This window comes from Arthrobacter sp. SPT-J7, from assembly GCF_059089965.1.
The window spans coordinates 172,187-190,849 of sequence record NZ_JBNHFF010000004.1; the positions used below are offsets into that span (position 1 = coordinate 172,187).

Here is an 18,663-nt window from a genome sequence, read left to right on the forward strand (position 1 = left end):
CCCCGCCGCCGTCGTCCGTGGCGGGGCGGGGGTGCGGATGAATGGCTAGGGCTTAGGCCTTGATGGACAGGAAGTCGGCCGGGTTCGTTTCCAGCAGGAGCTTGATGGTTGCGTCGTCGATGCCGGCGGCGCGCATGTCGGGCAGCATGTCCTCGAAGATGTAGTTGATGGTGTGGCCCTTCACGCCCGGCCAGCCCAGCGGGCTGCAGTTGGCGTCGGCCGAAACCAGCAGCTTGTCCGCGTAGCCCTTGCTCACCAGGTTGACGAAGTGCTCCATCCGCTCGGCGCGCTTGCGGCCCCAGAACGGCGGATCGGGAAGCTCCAGGTCGTAGCCAAAGGTGTCGAAGCCAATCCGGCCGCCCTGCTCGTAGATCCAGTCGTGCGGGGTGATCGGTGCGTTCAGGCCGTCGTCGGCGTGGCCGAAGAGCACGCGGTCCAGGTCCAGGCCCTCTTCGTTGAAGATGTTCACGGCGGGCTCGGGGTCGATCGCCAGGTGGGTCAGGATCGGAACGCCGGTGAGGACGGCCGCGCGGGCGGCGGCGCGGTAGATCCGCTTGTCCAGCTCGGTCATCTTGCCGCCGCGGCTGACGCCCACCTTGATGACGCCGGCCTTGGCGCCGGTGTCGCCGATGCCCACGGTGATCTCGTGGATGAACACCTTGGCCAGGTAGTCCACCGACGCCCGGGAGAAGTGCGGCAGGGCGGTGTCGCCGCCGACAAAACCGGTGCAGGCCACAATGTGGACGCCGGTCTTCCGGGACAGCGACCGGTAGTAGTCGATGTCGCGGCCGTTGCAGATGCCGGTGGCGTCCACGAAGGTGCCGCCGCCGTACTCGCGGAACTTCCGCAGCTTGGGCACGGTTTCCTCGTAGGCCTGCTCCGGCGACTTCCACCACTTGGTGTCCAGCTCGGAGCCGGGCATGCCGTAGCCGATGTGTTCGTGGACCGCCACGATTTCCAGTTCTTCAGCCGGGATGGTCCCCAGCACGGTGTTTACTTTGGTCAAGACCTTCACCTCGTGATTAGAAAAGCTTCGTTGATGGACGACGGCGGTGCGCGCCTGAAGGCGGTCAGCGCACCGTCAGCAGGCGGCGCGGGTTGTCCACCAGAATGCGCTGCGCGTCGTCGTCGCTCAGGCCTTGGTCCTTGAGGAACGGCACGAAGGCGGCCAGCACGTGGCTGTACGGCAGGTTGTACTCCGGCAGCCCCTTGGCCACGCCGATCGAATTGCCGGAGAGAAGGATCTTGTCCGCATGGCCGGCCTTGACGAGTTCAAGCACCAGCTCGGCGCGCTCGCGGTCGGTGAGGTAGTCCTCGTCGTCGTCCAGACCAACGTGGTCGATGCCGAGGAAGGCTCCGCGGCCCGCGACCTCAAGCGCGAACTTGGCAGCGTCCTTCCGGTCCAGATCGCCGACCAGCACACGGTCGGCGCCGATCTGCTCGTCGAGGACCACGTCCAGATCGTGCAGGACGTCGGCGCCGAACCGGATGGAGACCGGCACGCCGGTGTTCTTGGCGGCGCGGGCGGAGCCGCGGAACAGGCTTTCCTCGGTGGGAGTCATGCCGGCACGGTCAGCCATGGTGGTGACGATCCCGGCCGCAGCGCGGCGTTCGACTCGGGGGACCACCATGCCTTCGGTGACCTCCTTGCCGAAAAGGTCCGCGAACTTCTCGGCCGGCCACGGCGTGGGCGGGTTGGTCTGCGGCGTCAGGAAGTAGCCGCCCAGTTCCTCCTCGGGGCCCAGGCCGGTGGAGGCGATGATGTGTACGCCGGTGGAACGGGACAGCGCCTCGTAGAGCTTAAGGTCGCGGCCGTGGAACATCCCGGTGCTGTCCACGATGGTCTTGCCGCCCTTGTCGCGGAAGTCGGTGAGTTTCGCGGCCAGCGCCTCGAAAATTTCGGCCCGGTCCATGGAGATGTCCGGGGCGTACTGCGCGCCCGGGAGGACGGAGAGCAGTGCTTCGTGGACCGCGGCCACGCCCAACTCGTGAGCGGGAACGGGGCCAAGGACCGTGTTGACGGTTTCGGTGGGAGAAGTCGTTGTATCCGTCATCGGCACAACCTTTCGTTCTACGTCACGCCTCAGGCGCCACGCGTTGGGAAGGATCATGCACCGCGACCTCTGGAGTAATTCCTCGCCGAACTCGGTGCAGGCGTCGGTAAGCGAAGGAAGCGGGCGCTCTCGGTTGGAGGCCGACTGCCCGTGGATGTGACTCCGATTACCTGTAAACTAGGTTTACACGATGTCGAGTGAAAGTCAATGGGATTACCGACCGGTTGTTCTGGGACAGGCGCACCCGCAAGCCGGGGCAGAAGGGCCCGGCGGAAAGCTACTGCGTGAAGCGGTACTTGAAGTTTTCGGCGTGGTGCAGGGCCGAACGCCAGCCGATCGGGCGCCCGCCGGCGGTGCGGAAGATGGTGTCGATGACCAGCAGGGGGCTTCCCACGCTGACACCCAGCGTTGCAGCGTGGTCGGCGGTTGCCGCCGTGGCCCAGGCTTCGTGTTCCGAGCGGCCCAGCGTGATGCCGTAGCCCTGCTCCAGCAGTTCGAAGGCCGAGCCGCTCTCTTCTAACTCCTGCGCCGTGGGGTTGAAGTCCCGGGGCGCACGGATGTACACGTTCGCCTCGGCCAGCGGCGCGCCCTCAACGGAAATCAGCCGGGTGAAATGCAGGAGCCGCTCGTGCTCTTCCGTGCCCAGCAACTGGCCGACTTCGACCGGCGGTTCCACCCATTCAGGTGCGGAGACTTTCGACGACGGGTGCATCCCGCTGTCCACCAGGAACTGATAAAAACGTCCGGACCTGACATCGGCCGGCCGGTGTACCCGCAGCCCGCGGGCGGGGAAGGTTCCTTTGCCCTGCTTGCGGTAGACGTACCCGTCATTGGTTAATTCCTGCAGCGCCTGCCGGATGGGCGCCCGGCTGACCTCGAACCGGCTGAGCAGTTGCGCCTCGGTGATCGGTTTCTGCAGGTCCACGATGCCCTCGGCGACCTCCCGGCGCAGGATCTCCTTGATCTGCCGGTACAGCGGGACCCCGGACGAGTAGTCGAGTTCGCCAGAAGCCATCGGTGGTCGGTCCTCCAGTTCATATGGGTCTCAAGCAACCCTATGCGGTGGACCGGCCAAAAGGCGCAACTTCGGCAGGCGGCGGTGTCTATTTGGTAAGCGAGCGGCTGGCTTCGGGCAACTGCACCTTCTTCTCACCCTTGAGCGCGCCGTCCATGGTTTCCTTCCACACCGGGGCTGCGACTTCGGAACCGGTCAGGTCTCTGTAGGTCTTGCCGTAGGCAGTGAGTTTGGTCAGCGGGTACTGGGCCCCGCCGCGGGGGTCACCCAGCCACACGGCGGTCATGAGCTGGGGCGTTCCGCCGACAATCCAGTTGGCTGTGAAGTCGTTGGTGGTTCCGGTCTTGGCTCCGGCCTCCCGGTTGCCCTTGAGTTCGATCCGCGGTCCCAAGGTTCCTCTGGGATTGAACGGTTCCTTGAGCACGGCGGCGACGGTGTCCGCGACAGCGGGTTTGATGGCGCGGTGGCAATCGGGGTCCGGAACGGGCAGCTTCTTTTGTGTGTCGGTAGCGACCGCCTTGATGACCATGACCGGTTTGCATACCGTGCCGTTGCTCATGAACGCGGCGTAGGCGCTGGCCATTTGCAGCGGCGTGACTTCGTAGGCGCCAAGGGCGAGGGATCCTTCCCTGCCGCTCAGCTTGTCGGGGTCGATGGAGGTAATGCCCAGCTTGTTGGCCATTTTCGCGGCATTGATGACACCGACGCGTTCCACAAGTTTGATGAAATAGATATTCACCGAGGCGCGGATGGCCTCCTTCGCGTTGATGACTCCATAGTCGACGTTGTCGTAGTTGATGTAGCCGCCCTTTGGATTGTCCAGTTTCGGTGAGCGGTAGGGGCCGTCGGCACGGAACTCCGTGGAGGTATGGATGCCCTGCGTAAGCGCCGTGGCCAGCACGATCGGCTTCATCGCCGAGCCGACCTGGAACGCATGGCGGACGTAGACGACCTGGGTCTTGCCTTCGCCCTTGCCCCAGGCGCGGTTCTGCGCGATGGCGGCCACGTGCCCGGTTCCCGGCACCACGACGGCGGTGCCAAGCGCGGCGCGATTGCCGTTGCCGAGCGCTCTCTCAACCGCTTTTTGTGCTGCGTCGGCCGCCTTCCGGTCCAGGGCGGTGGTCAGGGTCAGCCCGCCCTCATTGAAGCGCTGCTCTCGGATTTTTGCGGTTTTCCCGAAAGCCGGGTTGGCCAGTAGTTCTTCCCGGACCGCCTCACAGTAGAACGGATACTTGGACCCGGCGCAGCCGGACTGTTCGGAACCGCGCTTCACACCAAGCGGGGCCTCGCGGGCGGCCTGCGCCTTGTCCGCCGGCAAGACCCCCTGCCTTTCCAGCACATCCAGCACGGTGTTGCGCCGTTCCGTGGCGGCGTCCGGGTGGGCGAACGGGTCGAAGGCGGTCGGGGCCTTGAGCAGGCCGACCAGCAGGGCCGACTGTTCATAGTTGAGTTTCGCCGCCGAGGTGCTGAAGTAGAAGCGGGCCGCGGCCTCCACCCCATAGGCGCGGTTCCCGAAATAGACAGCGTTCATGTAGCGCCGCAGGATCTCATCCTTGGGCAGCTGTTTTTCCAGAGCGACGGCGTACTTCATCTCGCGGATTTTGGCGTTGTAGGTGTTGCCGACAGCCACCTTGTCTTCCTCTGCGTTCCGCGCATGGTTGACCAGGATGTTCTGGACCAGTTGCTGGGTGAGGGTGGATGCTCCTTGAACATCACTGCTGGTGATGTTGTGGAAGAGGGCCCGGGTGACGCCGAGCGGGTCGACGCCGCCGTGTTCGTAGAAGCGGGCGTCCTCGGTGCTGATCAGCGTCTTCTTGAAGGCCTCCGACACCTGGTTCAGCTCAACATCGACCCGGTTCTCGCTGTAGAACCGGGCGAATTCCTTGCCGTCCTTGTCAAGGAGGACGGTGTGCTGCGCCAGTGGGCGATTCACCGGCAGATCAGTGGGCAGGTTTTGCCACATGTCCAAGACGGAGTTTCCGACGACGGAGACCCCCACCGCCGCCGGTGCCACGAGTGCGCCCGCGGCAAAGGCCGCGACTGCCACGCTGACCAGCCACAAGTCGAGGCGACGACGGCGCCGGAGCTTTTGTTTCGGCCGCCGGGCAGTCGCCATCAGCTCATCAAACTCAACCTCTTCAGGGCTGGTGCGTCGAAAGGGCCACATGATTCGTTGTGCGGAAACGGCCGACGGATTCGTGTGAAATCCCTCCGGCGGAGCGTCGGGCAGGCATGCCAGACGCCGGCGGTTCCCACACCCCTCCTTCCACACAGACGGAGCAGTAAAGAAAAGCGTAGAAGCCTTCGGCGCCCCGCGGTAGGGGTTCGGGCACCCTGATTTTCCCAACCGGATCCCCTCCCTGAAGCCCCCGGGTCCGGCGGTCGAAAGCCGGCGCGGGCAGGGGGCCAAGCGCCGCCGTCGTGCTCCGCGCAGCAGGCAAAAGGCGGGGTGCCGTCATCCGACGACACCCCGCCTTCCGGCCAACAGGTGACTGCCAACAGGCAGCTAGCCGCAGGTAACTAGCCGCGCACCGAGCCTGCCGCCGCCGTCGCCGGCTCACCGGCCCGGCGGCCGCGGATCAGGTCCGCGCAGCGCTCGCCGATCATCATCACGGTGAGGTTGGGGTTGACGGTCACATGCTCGGGCATGACCGAGGCGTCGGCAACCCGGAGGCCGGTGACGCCCTTGACCCGCAGCTCGGGGTCCAGTGGCGACATCACGTCGTCCACCGGGCCCATCCGGACGGTACCGACCGGGTGGTAGACGGTGTTGTGCGTTTTGCGGATGTAGTCCTGCAACTCCTCGTCCGTCTGCGCCTCGATGCCCGGGGACAGCTCGCGCCCGGCCCATTCGGCCATCGCCGGCTGGGCGGCGATTTCGCGGGCCTTGCGGATGCCGGCCACCATCACGCGCATGTCGTGGCCCTCCGGATCGGTGAAGTACCGAGGGTCAACCATCGGCTTGTCCCGGAAGTCGCGGCTGCGCAGCCGGACGGTGCCGCGCGAGCGGGCGTGCGTGACGTTGGGCGTGAGGCTGAAGCCGTTCTCGGTGGTGGGGTAGCCGTGCCGGAGCGTGTTCATGTCGAACGGCACCGAGCCGTAGTGCATCATCAGGTCCGGGCGGTCCAGCCCCTCCTCGGTGGGCGTGAAGATGCCGATCTCCCACCACTGGGTGGATTCGGTGACCATCGGCTGCTTCGCCTCGAACTGGACCAGGCCCTCGGGGTGGTCCTGCAGGTGCTCGCCGACGCCGGGGGAGTCCACCACCACGTCAATGCCGTGCTCGGCCAGGTGCGCGGCCGGGCCGATGCCGGAGAGCATCAGCAGTTTCGGCGAATCGATCGCTCCGGTGGACAGCACCACCTCACGCCGGGCGGAGAGCGTGTGCGTGCGGCCGAAGGCGTTGTCCACGATCTCGACGCCGGTGCAGCGCTTGTCCGCGTCGAACACCAGCCGGCGGGCGCGCAGCCCGGTCAGCAGGGTGAAGTTCTCCCGCTCGATGATCGGGTGGATGTAGGAGACGGAGCTGGAGGAGCGGGTGCCGTCGGCGCGCCGGTTGATCTGGAAGAAGTTGGCGCCGTTGACCACGGTGCTGCCGTCGTTGAACTTGGCGCGCGGAATGCCCACCTGCTCGCAGGCATCCAGCAGTGCGACGCCGGTCGGGTCCACCGGGGGAACGTTCATCACGTGGACCGGGCCGGAGTCGCCGTGGTGCGGGGCGTCCGGGCCGGCATCTTCGTTGGTCTCCAGCCGCTGGTACAGCGGCCAAGCGGCCTCGGCGTTCCAGCCGGTGGCGCCGTGCTTGGACTCCCATTCGTCCAGGTCCTCGCGCGGGGCCCAGAAGGCGATGCAGGAGTTGTGGCTGGAGCAGCCGCCCATCACCTTGGCGCGGGAGTGGCGCATGAAGGAGTTGCCGTTCTCCTGCGGCTCAATCGGGTAGTCCCAGTCGTAGCCGGACTCCAAGAGTTCCATCCAGCGGTCCAGCTGCAGCACTTCGGGCACGCCGCGGTCGTCCGGGCCGGCCTCCACCAGTGCCACGGAGACGGCGGGGTCTTCGCTCAGCCGGGCGGCGACGGCGGCCCCGGCGGAACCGCCGCCAACCACAATGTAGTCAAACTCCCGGTCGGTCAGGTTCTCGATGTTGTCGGTGTGCATTCAGTTCTCCTTGCCGCGGTCAGCGAACCAGCCGGTTACCTGCGGGCTGGTGTTCTGGTAGATGTGCTTGGCCTCCTGGTACTCGGCCAGGCCGGTGGGGCCGAGCTCGCGGCCGACGCCGGACTGGCCGAAGCCGCCCCATTCGGCCTGCGGGAGGTAGGGATGGAAGTCGTTGATCCACACGGTGCCGTGCCGCAGCCGGCCCGCCACCCGCTGCGCCTTGCCGGCGTCCTGGGTCCAGACCGCTCCGGCCAGGCCGTAGACCGTGTCGTTGGCGGTGGCCACTGCCTCGTCCTCGGTGCGGAAGGTTTCCACCGTCACCACCGGGCCGAAGGCTTCGTCCACCACCACGGACATGCCGCGTTCGACGCGGTCCAGCACGGTCGGCAGGTAGTAGAAGCCGTCGTCGTACTCAGCGCCTTCCGGTGCGGAGCCGCCGCAGCGCAACCGTGCGCCCTCCTGCACGCCGCGCTGGACGTAGTCGTCCACCTTCTTCCGGTGCGCCTCGGAGATCAGCGGGCCGGTTTCCGCGGCCTCGTCGAAGGGGCCGCCCAGGCGGATGCCTTCGGCGCGGCGGACCAGTTCGTCGACGAAGCGTTCCGCGATGGACTCCTCGACCACCAGCCGTGCGCCGGCGGAGCAGACCTGGCCCGAGTGGACAAAGGCGCCGTTTAGCGCGTTGTCGACGGCGGCGTCGAAGTCCGCGTCGGCGAACACCACGTTGGGGTTCTTGCCGCCGAGTTCCAGCGCCACCTTCTTCACGGTGCCGGCAGCGGCCGCCGCGACCACCCGGCCGGTGACCAGTCCGCCGGTGAAGGAGACCAGGTCGACGTCGGGGTGCTCGGAGAGCGGTGCGCCCGCCTCCGCGCCGGGGCCGGTGACCAGGTTGGCGACGCCGTCGGGCAGGCCCAGTTCCTGGAGCAGCTTCATGGTCAGGATGGCCGTGGAGGGGGTCAGCTCGGCGGGCTTGAGCACAAAGGTGCAGCCGGCGGCCAGCGCGGGCGCGATCTTCCAGGCCGCCTGCAGCAGCGGGTAGTTCCAGGGCGTGATCATGCCGCAGACGCCCACCGGCTCATGCACAATGCGGCTGACGACGGCGGGGTCGCCAGCGTCGACCATCCGGCCTGCCTGCTGCCCGGCGATCTTGCCGAAGTAGTCGAAGCAAGCGGCGATGTCGTCCATGTCCATCCGGCTTTCGACCAGCCGCTTGCCGGTGTCCAGCGACTCGGCGCGGGCGAATTCTTCGCGGCGCTCGCGCAGCCCGGCGGCCACCTTGAGCAGGAAGTCGCCGCGCTCGGGCGCCGGGACGGAGGCCCAGATGCCGGAGTCGAAGGCAGCGCGGGCGGCGGCGATGGCCCGTTCGGTGTCCGAGCGGCCGGCCTCGGACACGGTGGCGACCAGCTCGCCGTCGGCCGGGTTGCGGATCTCGCGCACGTCGCCGGACGCGGCCGGCTCCCAGGCGCCGTTGATGAACAGGGTGGAGGCGGTGGGGGTCATGGTGTCTCCTTCGGAAGTGCGGCGACGGGTTCGTCGACCGTGTCGTAGTCGGTGTCCCAGTCCGCCTTGGCCGGGACGCTTTCGGCGGCCGTGGTGTACGGCAGGGTGGCGCGGTGCTGGTGCAGGAACTCCAGATGCACCTCGTAGTGGTCCAGCACGTCGGCGATGACCTCGTCCTTGCTGTACCCCATCAGGTCGTAGCCGTGGCTGCCCTCCAGCGAGAACACCTCGATCCGGTAGTACTTCCCGGCGGCCGCGGAGGAGCGGGCGTAGGACGGCACGTCGTTCTGTACCGGGAAGACCTGGTACTTGAAGGTCCGTTCGCCGTCGAGCTCCACGCAGAGGTCGGCGCTGTCGATGCCGAAGGCCTCGACGGTGGTGGTCTTCAAGGTGGCCTCCAGCCCGCGGGCGGCCAGGTCGGCGCGCACGTCGGACAGTGCGGGAACGGCGACCTCGGTCACGAAGCGCTGGGCCTGCCGGCGGCCCGGGTAGTTCATCGCCCGGGACAGGCGTTGGCGCCAGCCGCGGCGGCTGTCCGCGCCTGCCGGCACATTGGTGCGGGAGTTGAGCACGGCGTGCAGGCCGGCCTGGTAACTGTCCGCCAGGGCGGTCTCCAGCCGCAGCGCCTTGTAGAGGCCCAGCATGATGAAGACCAGCACCACCGAGAACGGCAGGCCCATGATGACGGTGGCGCTCTGCAGCGTGGGCACGCCGCCGACGAGCAGCATGCCAAGCGTCAGCAGGCCGGTGGCGACCGACCAGAAGACGCGCAGCCACTTGGGGCCGTCCGAGTCGGCGTCCTTGAGGTAGGAGGTGAAGTTGCTCATCACCAGGGCGCCGGAGTCGGCGCTGGTGACGTAGAACAGCAGGCCGGTGAAGGTGGCGATGGCGGCGCTGAGCGGGGCCATCGGGTACTGCTCCAGCAGCCCGTAGAAGGCGCGTTCCGGCTGGCTCATCGCCACTTCGCCGAAGGCCGCGTTGCCGCTCATCACGATTTCGAGCGCGCTGTTGCCGAAGATCGAGATCCACAGCAGGATGAACGCGAAGGGCACCACCAGCACGCCGATGACGAACTCGCGCAATGTGCGTCCCCGCGAGATGCGTGCCAGGAACAGGCCCACGAAGGGCGCCCAGGCGATCCACCAAGCCCAGAAGAACAGGGTCCAGCCGTTGAGCCAGTCGTCGGGCCGGTCGTAGGCGAAGGTGTCCAGCGCCATGGACGGGAAGCGGGAGAGCGTGTCGCCGATGTTGGTCACGATCCCGTCCAGCAGGAACCGGGTGGATCCGGTGATCAGGACGAAGACCATCAGGGAGATCGCCAGGACCACGTTGAGTTCGGAGAGCCGGCGGATGCCCTTCTCGACGCCGGTGAGCACCGAGATGGTCGCCATCACCACGGCAACGGCGATCAGCGCGATCTGCACCACCGTGTTCTCCGGGATGCCGAACTGGAAGCTCAGCCCGTAGTTGAGTTGCGCGACGCCGATGCCGAGGCTGGTCGCGATGCCGAAGATGGTGCCCAGCATGGCCGCGATGTCGACGGCGTGCCCCAGTGGCCCGTGGATCCGCTTGCCCAGGATCGGGTACAACGCCGAGCGGATGCTCAGCGGCAGGTTGTGCCGGAAGGCGAAGTAGCCCAGGGCCATGCCCATCAGGGCGTAGAGGCCCCAGCCGAGAATGCCGTAGTGGAACAGGGTCCAGACCATGGCCTGCCGCGCGGCCTCCACGGTGGAGCCGTCGCCGGTGGGCGGTGCCAGATACTGGGTCACCGGCTCCGCCACCGAGAAGAACATCAGGTCGATGCCGATACCGGCGGCAAACAGCATCGCGGTCCAGGTGAAAATGTTGAACGCGGGACGCGAATGGTCCGGCCCCAGCCGGGTCTTGCCTACTCGGGAGACAGCCACGAAGAGGACGAAGACGAGGACCGAGACGACAATCAGCGAGTACCACCAGCCGAAGGTCGACCCCACCCAGGTGACGGCGGCACCGATGACGGCGTCCGCCGATTCCCGGTCGAGAATGGCCCATAAGGCGATGCCCAGCACGCCAACAGCGGAGCCGATGAAAACGGTCTTGTTGACTCTGGTGCGCGGCTCCGGCTCGGGTGGGACCTCGCCCGTGGGCAGGACGGTCTCCGGCTCCGGGTGCCGGATGTTCCCGCTGTCGGGCCCGGGCGTGACGGGCTTGGGCGGCGTGCTCATATCGGTCTCGTACCTCGCATCGATGGTTCTGCTGGTCGCGGTCTCGCTGGTTGCAACGGCCCCTCGGGGCCAACCCTCGACGCTAGCAACGTCAGGAATTAACTCAACTTCGCGCGAGTAACACACTTATTAAGTGGGTGAGATCACGCGTGTCTTTGAGCAGCATCACCATGGAAAATCCTTGACGCGTGGTTGAATACCGGGTCGCGGTGGAGCAGGACGGAAAGAAAGCAGAGCGGTTTCCGGGCCCGGAACGGCCTTTTTTGCGTTACCGTGAGGGCATGCCGGAGATGCCTGAGGTGCAGGGACTGGTTGATTTCCTGCGGTCCAAGCTGCTGCCGCCGGACGGGCCGGCGGCCCGGATCGCCGACGTCGAGGTGCTCTCGTTCTCGGTCCTGAAGACCGCAGACCTTCCGCTCGACGTTCTGGGGGCCGAACCGGTGTCCGGAGTGGCCCGTTATGGCAAGTTCATCGCCATCAGCGCCGGCAGTGCGCACTTGGTGATGCATCTGGCCAAGGCCGGCTGGCTCCGCTGGTCCGATGCGCTCAAACCCGGCCGGCTCCGTCCCGGCAAGGGGGCGATGGCGCTGCGGGTCCGGTTCGCGGCCGACGACGAAGCGGCGCCCGGCTTCGACCTGACCGAGGCCGGGACCAAGAAGTCGCTGGCGGTCTATGTGGTTAAGGATCCCCTCGATGTGCCGGGCATCGCCCGGCTGGGACCTGACGCGCTCGACGTCGATGCGGCCGCTTTCGCGCACATCGTCGCCTCGCATAACGGCCAGATCAAGGGACTGCTGCGCGACCAGTCGGCAATTGCCGGCATCGGCAACGCCTACAGCGACGAAATCCTGCACGCGGCGAAACTTTCCCCCTTTGCCAACGCCGCCAAACTGGCCCCCGAGGACGTCGACCGGCTGTACTGGGCGATGCACCAGGTGCTTGAGTCCGCCATTGCCGCAGCCTCCGGCCGTCCGGCCAAGGAACTGAAGGACTCCAAGCGCAAAGCCATGCACGTGCACGGCCGCACCGGCGAAACCTGCCCTGTCTGCGGGGACACCGTCCGCGAAGTCTCCTTCGCCGACTCCTCGCTCCAGTACTGCCCCACCTGCCAAACCGGCGGCAAGCTGCTGGCGGACCGGAGGATGTCCCGCTTACTTAAGTAATCGATCTGGCTCCCGGTGACTCCGGCGGGCCGGTGCTTTCGCCGTGAACGGGGACGGCGTCCCTCCCGCGGAGGGGGAGGGACGCCGTCGTTGTTGAAGAAAGCGGTATTAGTTGTAAAGCATCCCGCCGTCGACCAGCAGGACCTGGCCGGTGACGTAGTCGGAGTCTGGGCCGGCGAAGAAGGAGACGATCTTGGCGACGTCTTCCGGGGTCTCGATCCGGCCGAGCGCGATCCCCTCGACGTTCTCCTTGAGGTTCTGGCCGATCGGCTTGCCGTTGATCTTGCTGAGCTCCTTGTCGATGAGCTCCCACATGCCGGTGCCGACGATGCCGGGGGCGTAGGCGTTGACGGTGATGCCCTTGGGTGCCAGTTCCTGGGCGGCGGCTTGGGTGAAACCGCGCACGGCGAACTTGGAGGCCGAGTAGGCGCTGAGGATCGGGAAGCCTTGAATGGCAGCGATCGATGCGGCGGAGATGATCTTGCCGCCGTGGCCGAGTTCGTCAAACTTGGCGGCCGCTGCCTGGATACCCCAGACAACGCTGTTGGCGTTCACGCTGAAGATTTGGTTGAGCTCTTCCTCGGTAATCTCCAGGACGGGCTTGATCTGCGCAATGCCGGCGTTGTTCACGATCACGTCAAAGCCACCTAGGGCTTCTGCGGCGGTGTCGACGGCTGCGACAACCTGGTCCTTCTTGGACACGTCGGCCGCCACGAAAACCGACTTGCGGCCGAGGGCTTGGATCTCGGCGGCGACTGCTTCGCCCTTCTCACGCTGCGGCTCGATGTCCGCAATGGCGACGTTGAAGCCGTCGTTGGCCAATCGAAGAGCGATGGCCCGGCCGATGCCCTGGCCTGCGCCGGTAACGAGTGCGACCTTGTCCTGAACAGTCATGTGTTGTCTCCTTTTCACTGCTCCAGCGGTCCGGGCCCGGTTCGATGGGCGCCATGGACCGCCTGTTTGTACACCGGCCCTCGTAGGGGTGTCACTTACTGGAACACCTCGGAGTCAGGTTTCATTCCTTTGCATATAAGTGGCCGGGGATGGAGCCTTCGCGGATCAGCAACCTCAGGCGGTTCGCCGGTCACGGCAACGCCTACAGCGACGAAATCCTGCACGCTGCCAAGCTCTCCCCCTTTGCCAACGCCGCCAGACTGGCCCCCGAGGACGTGGACCGGCTGTACTGGGCGATGCACCAGGTGCTTGAGTCCGCGGTTGCCGCAGCCTCCGGCCGTCCGGCCAAGGAACTGAAGGACTCCAAGCGCAAGGCCATGCACGTGCACGGCCGCACCGGCGAGACCTGCCCTGTCTGCGGGGACACCGTCCGCGAAGTCTCCTTCGCCGACTCCTCGCTCCAGTACTGCCCCACCTGCCAAACCGGCGGCAAGCTGCTGGCGGACCGGAGGATGTCCAAGTTCCTCAAGTGAGCTAAAGGAAACGTGGTGGAAGCAGTCGCCGCTACCGCCACCCAATCCGACCTGTCAGTCGGTAGCTACGCGGGAGTCATCCGCTCACGCCGTGGAATTATTGGCGCATCCCTCGTGGAGTGATACAGCGTTCGCCGGTGCTCGGACGATTCCCTCGTGCCCTCTAACAGCTACCGGGCGAGGCAGGGTCGCGTTTCCTCGATCGGTGGCTCGCGTTTCGTGTCAATTTGAGGGTCAGGATGGCGCCGAGCAGCCCGAAAGCGCATGTCATCCACCACGTTGAATTCCATCCTCCGGAGAGTGTGGCTATCCACGCCATGAGCGGCGGACCCGCGAAGTTGCCGACGTTGAAAATTTGCTGCATTAGACCGATAACGGTGGGAACAGATCCATCGGGCGGCGCCAGCCCCACCGCTACGCGCGTCAGGATGGCCGGGGCCATGCCACCGAACAACGAGAAGATCATGGCGAAAGTGAATTGCCCAGCGAGACCAGGAGCAACAGGTGGCCAAGGCACGGCAAAGATGGCCACGGAGGTGAACGCCATGGTTCCGAAAGTAACCATCAGCAGCCCTCTGGGACGGTATCCGCGTTGCATAAGCAGTCCTGAAGCCAGCGCGCCGATGGCGTTGACACCTCCCACTGCCGCAGACAGCAGGCCGGGCCATGGCATGTCGAGACCGGCCGCGCTGTAGACCGAGGGGAGGAACCCCATAATCGCCATCCACTGGATTGTGTAGCAAGCGAATACGGCTCCCGCCGTCCATGGGGCTGAATGACGCAAGGTAGCGCGCATTCGTCGGCCTGTTGCAGGAATGCTGCCCGCCGTCATTACGGTACGTGGATCCGCTGGAACCCAACGCAGCACCGGGAACACCGGTGCCAAGGCCAGGGCCGCCATGACAATCCACCACGCGCGCCAATCCATGACTTGCAGGGCCAGCGCAGCGGTGGAAAAGCCGAGCAACGCAGCGGTGCCCTGAAACGCACCCCAGCTTGCCATGGCGATATTCGTGCGTTCCGCGGCGCAAGAACGTTGGATCAGAGGAGGCGCCAATACCGTGCAGAGCAGGAACCCGACGCCTTCGACGGTTCGCGAGACCATGAGAACCGCGGCGCTGGGCGCCGCCGCACCGAGCAGGGAACCGCCGGCCAAGAGCAGGAGGCCGAGGATCAGCAGACGTCGCAGCCCGAAAACCTCGCCCGACCAGGCTACGAGAAGGCCCCCGAGCATGCTTGCCACCTGAATGATTCCGATCAGCACGCCAGCGAAGACGAGCGAAATGCCAAGTTCCGCTTGTATGGAAGCTAAGGCATTTGGCAGCTTCCAAATATGGGTAGCAGCCGCAATACCAGCCAGAACAATAACGATCCAGCCAAGGTTGCTTTCGGGGCGGACGTTCCCACCCACAGCTTGGCCGGAAGCCTGCAGTTGACCTGCTGGTACGGGCGGCTGCGGCACGTTGGAGCTCCTTGTGTGGTTTCGCACCAGTTTGCCGCAGGAGGAGCGACACCAGCCGCCGTTTTCCGTCCAATGGAAGGCGTCGTGGCGGCCTGGGCGGTGAAGCCGGGTCAGCTGCCGGTGCCGAGTCCTCCCTCGCGCAGGATGCTCACGAGCAATTCCACAACATGGCTGGGCTGGCGTTCGCTGGACCAGAGCGCGGCGGCCTGTAACGGGGGGATATCGTCTGACAACTCCCGGAGGACGACCGGCGTCGTGCCCATGCCGCGAACCGAATCGGGTACCAGGGACACGCCCAGGCCGGATGCCACCAAGGGAATGGCCGTCTGAAGCGTAGCCACCCTGCGCATCTGCGGCGGGGTCAGGCCCGCCCGGTCCCACAGCGTGTCGAAGAGTTCCGGTAATCCGCGGATCCGGAGCGACCTGCGCGGCATGATCCAGGTCTGGCCGTGCAGTTCGGCGAGACCAAGCCGCTTTGGCGCGTCCGAGAACGATGGCGGCAGGGCCAACAGCATCGGAAGATCTCCGGCGTGCAGAACGTGCAGCGACGAGCGATAGGACTCTTGCAATTGCTCACAGCTGAGCGTTGCGATCAGGCCGACGTCCGCCTCGTTGGACAGCACCATCTCGAGAACTCTGGCAGGTGGTGGATCTGCCACGGTGATGTCGGTGGTGGGGGAGTCTGCGACGAATTTGCGAAGCAGACGCGGCAGAAGGAACCACGTGATGGTGGGGACTGAAGCGATGGACAGTCGGCCACTCGTGCCGATGACTCCATTGCGCATGTCGTCCCGTAATTGGTACAGGTCCTGAAGAATTCGCTCGGCCTGCTCCGCGAAGTGGGAGCCCGCTTCCGTCAAGCGGACCCCTCTGGACTCGCGGGCCAGTAGCGGGCGGGTTAACTCTGCCTCCAGCTTGGCGATTGAAATGGACAGGGGCGGCTGGGTCATGTGAAGGGACTCGGCGGCGCGGGAGATCGATCCCTCGGTGGCGACCCGTAGGAAGTACTCAAGCTGGCGCAGTTCCATATACAAAATATATAACGCCCCGGCACAAAAAATATTAGACGAATGTTTGAGTGGCGAATCACACTTGGATTTGCAAGTCTCTGGAACTCTTGGGTTCCTTTCTTTGATCCTTAAGGACATGCCGTGACATTCTCAGTTGTCGACGCTTCCACGCGGCATCCGGCGAAAGGCCAGGCGGCCGGTGGACCGGAATCGGCCAAGCGCCGGCCGCGCATACTGCGGGGATCCTCCCGCCGAGTGCCGTGGCGCGGCGCCGCCACCGTTGCCGCCCTCCTCCTGGTTTGGGAGGTGGCTTCCCGCACCGGACTGATGCCGGCGACTTCGCTCCCGCCGGCCAGTGAAGTGCTGGCTGCCTGGCCGGTGCTCGCCGCCGCGCCCGCCTTTTGGGCGGCCGTAGGCCACACCCTGGCCAGCGCCCTCGGCGGATTGGGGATAGTGGTCCTCATTGCGGTGCCGCTCGCATTGGCCATTGGCCTCAGCCGCTTAGCGCGGGAATCGACCTGGCTCGTGATCGAGTTCTTAAAACCCATACCGCCCGTCGCGATGATCCCGCTGGGGCTGCTGCTCTGGGGGCCGTCGGAGACGATGAAGCTCACCCTCATTTGCTTCGGTGCGCTGTGGCCGTTCCTGACCCAGATGGTCTACGGCATCGGACAGGTCGACCACGTCGCGCTGGATATGGCCCGCAGTTACCGGCTGAAGGCATGGTTGACCACCAGCCGAATCGTAATTCCGAGCCTGCTGCCTTTCGCGGCCACCGGGTTGCGCGTTTCCGCTTCCATCGCCGTCGTGGTCTCGGTCGTGACTGAGTTGATCGGCGGCGCGGCCGGCCTCGGCCGCGACATCATGATCGCCCAATCCTCCGGAAGCCTGCCAGCCATGTATGCCCTCATCCTGACCACTGGCCTGCTCGGTTTGCTCATCAACTTCGCCTTCGCCGCGGCAGAACGTCCACTGCTCTTTTGGCACCCCTCCCAGCGAAAGGACGGCGAGCGATGAATCGCACCCTTCCAGTCCTGCGCACCGCCGCCCTGCGGCTGTGGCTCCCCATCCTGCTCCTTGCCGCGTGGTGGTTCACCTCTGCGGGCAGTCAGAACATCTATTTCCCGCCGTTGGCCACCATCATGGAGACCTTTGCCTATGACTGGCTGGGCAGCCGCGTCACCACCGATCTGTTGCCGTCGTTGGGAAAGTTCGGCTTGGGATTTCTGATTTCGGCGTTGGGCGGTGTTGCGCTGGGGACTTGGTTGGGCCTGTCGCCGGCGGCGCGTGAAGCCGCCGAACCCGTCGTCCAGTTCCTTCGATCGCTTCCGCCACCTGTCCTCCTGCCGATCGGACTGTTGTTCTTCGGCATTACCGGGACCATGAACGTTGCCATCATCGTCATGGGTGCCATCTGGCCCACGGTACTCAATACGGCCGACGGTGTCCGCAGCCTGGACGGCCAGATGGCGGACATGGCGCGCAGCTACCGGCTCACTTTCACGCAGCGGCTGCTGTCCGTGGTGCTTCCCAACGCTGCCCCGCAAATCTTTGCCGGGCTACGCACCACGCTTCAGCTTTCGATCATCCTCATCGTGGTCAGCGAGATGGTCGCGGCCGTCAGCGGAGTGGGCTATTACGTGCTCAATTCACAACAGACCTTTGCCGTGGCACAAACGTGGGCAGGCACCCTGGTTCTAGGCGTTATCGGCTACCTTTCCACCCTCGTATTTCTCGCAGTCGAGAAACGCGTTCTGAGCTGGCAGCACGGCATGCGCCGTGCCGCAGGAGGAGAATGAAATGCAACACGCAACCACTGACGCATCCATGGAGGTCGAGGGCCCGGCGGGGCAGGCCGTCGTCGAACTCCGCGACCTGCGTAAGTCCTACGGCTCGGGCAACGCGGCCGTCCCCATTCTCGACGGAGTCAACTTCGAGGTCCGCCGTGGCGAGTTTGTCTGCGTTGTCGGCCCGTCCGGTTCCGGCAAAACAACGCTGCTCAAATGCATTGCCGGCCTCCTTAAGCCCACCGCGGGCAGCACCGTCTTTGAGGGCGAAGAGGTCGTTGAACCGCCGGCCAAGCTCGCCGTCGTCTTCCAGGACTACAGTCGAAGCCTGCTGCCGTGGATGACCATTCGCCGCAACATTGCCTTGCCGCTGCGTAACAAGTTCCCGAAAGGGGAACGGGATGCCCGCATCGAGGAGGCGCTCGAAAGTGTGGGGCTGGCAGGCAAGGGCCACCTCTACCCGTGGCAGATGTCCGGCGGCATGCAGCAACGTGCAGCCATTGCACGCGGGCTCGCCTACCAGCCGGACGTGCTGCTGATGGACGAACCGTTCGCGGCGGTTGACGCCCAAACGCGGATCGACCTGGAAGACCTGGTCTTGGAGATCCGTGCTAAGTACAACACCACAGTCCTGTTTGTCACGCACGATATCGACGAGGCGGTCTACCTGGCGGACCGCGTCATCATCCTGTCGGGAGCCCCGACGAGTGTCAGCCACAACATAGCCGTCGATTTGCCCCGGCCCCGTCATCAGGTGGAGACGAAGAGGGAACCGCGCTTCGCAGAGCTTCGCTCCTTCGTCTTCGAACAAATCCAGGCCGCGAAGTCCAACGCCGTGCGCAACCGCGCCGACGCTTAGCGCCCATCCCACATCACGAGAGGATTTCAT

At 65.5% G+C, this 18,663-nt stretch carries 14 protein-coding genes and 1 pseudogene; 5 read left to right on the plus strand and 10 right to left on the minus strand.

From position 1 onward, the window contains the following. Positions 1–52 precede the first annotated feature (52 nt). From AC5RWX_RS08370 to betT, 7 genes are all read right to left on the minus strand, one after another. A complete protein-coding gene (locus tag AC5RWX_RS08370) occupies positions 53–1,015 on the minus strand; it encodes a phosphotriesterase family protein (RefSeq protein WP_494062719.1) in 963 nt (320 codons plus the stop codon). A gap of 55 nt (positions 1,016–1,070) precedes the next feature. Next, positions 1,071–2,054 carry a phosphotriesterase family protein gene (locus AC5RWX_RS08375; protein ID WP_494062720.1) on the minus strand — a complete coding sequence of 328 codons (984 nt, stop codon included), beginning with the start codon at positions 2,052–2,054 and terminating at the stop codon, positions 1,071–1,073. Positions 2,055–2,331: 277 nt separating this feature from the next. Continuing rightward, positions 2,332–3,069 carry a GntR family transcriptional regulator gene (locus tag AC5RWX_RS08380; protein ID WP_494062721.1) on the minus strand — a complete coding sequence of 246 codons (738 nt, stop codon included), beginning with the start codon at positions 3,067–3,069 and terminating at the stop codon, positions 2,332–2,334. Between the two features lie 88 nt (positions 3,070–3,157). Then, positions 3,158–5,185 (minus strand): transglycosylase domain-containing protein, encoded by a 2,028-nt coding sequence (locus AC5RWX_RS08385; RefSeq protein WP_494062722.1) that lies wholly within the window; start codon positions 5,183–5,185, stop codon positions 3,158–3,160. Between the two features lie 404 nt (positions 5,186–5,589). Then, positions 5,590–7,224 (minus strand): GMC family oxidoreductase, encoded by a 1,635-nt coding sequence (locus tag AC5RWX_RS08390; protein ID WP_494062723.1) that lies wholly within the window; start codon positions 7,222–7,224, stop codon positions 5,590–5,592. Further along, positions 7,225–8,721: an aldehyde dehydrogenase family protein gene (locus AC5RWX_RS08395; protein WP_494062724.1), complete on the minus strand. Its 1,497-nt coding sequence runs from the start codon at positions 8,719–8,721 to the stop codon at positions 7,225–7,227. After that, complete coding sequence (betT, locus tag AC5RWX_RS08400) at positions 8,718–10,925, minus strand: choline BCCT transporter BetT (RefSeq protein WP_494062725.1); 2,208 nt, start codon at positions 10,923–10,925, stop codon at positions 8,718–8,720. Before betT ends, AC5RWX_RS08395 begins: the two co-directional genes overlap by 4 nt. Before the next feature lie 281 nt (positions 10,926–11,206). On the opposite strand from betT, the gene AC5RWX_RS08405 reads away from it, so the two are divergent. Next, the gene (locus AC5RWX_RS08405) at positions 11,207–12,088 is read left to right on the plus strand and encodes a DNA-formamidopyrimidine glycosylase family protein (RefSeq protein WP_494062726.1); all 882 of its coding nucleotides are present in this window, start codon (positions 11,207–11,209) and stop codon (positions 12,086–12,088) included. Between the two features lie 108 nt (positions 12,089–12,196). Here AC5RWX_RS08405 and AC5RWX_RS08410 read toward each other — a convergent pair whose 3' ends face one another. Continuing rightward, entirely contained in the window at positions 12,197–12,982 is a 786-nt protein-coding gene (locus tag AC5RWX_RS08410; RefSeq protein ID WP_494062727.1) for an acetoin reductase, read from the minus strand. Positions 12,983–13,167: 185 nt separating this feature from the next. On the opposite strand from AC5RWX_RS08410, the pseudogene AC5RWX_RS08415 reads away from it, so the two are divergent. Beyond that, a pseudogene (locus AC5RWX_RS08415) lies at positions 13,168–13,515 on the plus strand (zinc finger domain-containing protein); the annotation flags it as partial. A gap of 163 nt (positions 13,516–13,678) precedes the next feature. On the opposite strand, the gene AC5RWX_RS08420 reads toward AC5RWX_RS08415, so the two are convergent. After that, positions 13,679–14,977: an MFS transporter gene (locus tag AC5RWX_RS08420; protein WP_493939460.1), complete on the minus strand. Its 1,299-nt coding sequence runs from the start codon at positions 14,975–14,977 to the stop codon at positions 13,679–13,681. A 110-nt stretch (positions 14,978–15,087) separates the two neighbouring features. Next, a complete protein-coding gene (locus tag AC5RWX_RS08425) occupies positions 15,088–16,005 on the minus strand; it encodes a LysR family transcriptional regulator (protein WP_493939459.1) in 918 nt (305 codons plus the stop codon). A gap of 123 nt (positions 16,006–16,128) precedes the next feature. On the opposite strand from AC5RWX_RS08425, the gene AC5RWX_RS08430 reads away from it, so the two are divergent. Genes AC5RWX_RS08430 through AC5RWX_RS08440 form a run of 3 tightly spaced genes read left to right on the plus strand, consistent with a single transcriptional unit; the run spans position 16,129 to position 18,633 of the window. Then, positions 16,129–17,004, plus strand: a complete 876-nt coding sequence (locus AC5RWX_RS08430; protein WP_494062728.1) for an ABC transporter permease — start codon at positions 16,129–16,131, stop codon at positions 17,002–17,004. Next, complete coding sequence (locus AC5RWX_RS08435; protein WP_493939457.1) at positions 17,001–17,786, plus strand: ABC transporter permease; 786 nt, start codon at positions 17,001–17,003, stop codon at positions 17,784–17,786. The genes AC5RWX_RS08430 and AC5RWX_RS08435 overlap by 4 nt, the downstream gene beginning before the upstream one ends. 1 nt (position 17,787) lies before the next feature. After that, complete coding sequence (locus AC5RWX_RS08440; protein WP_493939456.1) at positions 17,788–18,633, plus strand: ABC transporter ATP-binding protein; 846 nt, start codon at positions 17,788–17,790, stop codon at positions 18,631–18,633. The last annotated feature ends 30 nt before the right edge of the window (positions 18,634–18,663 follow it).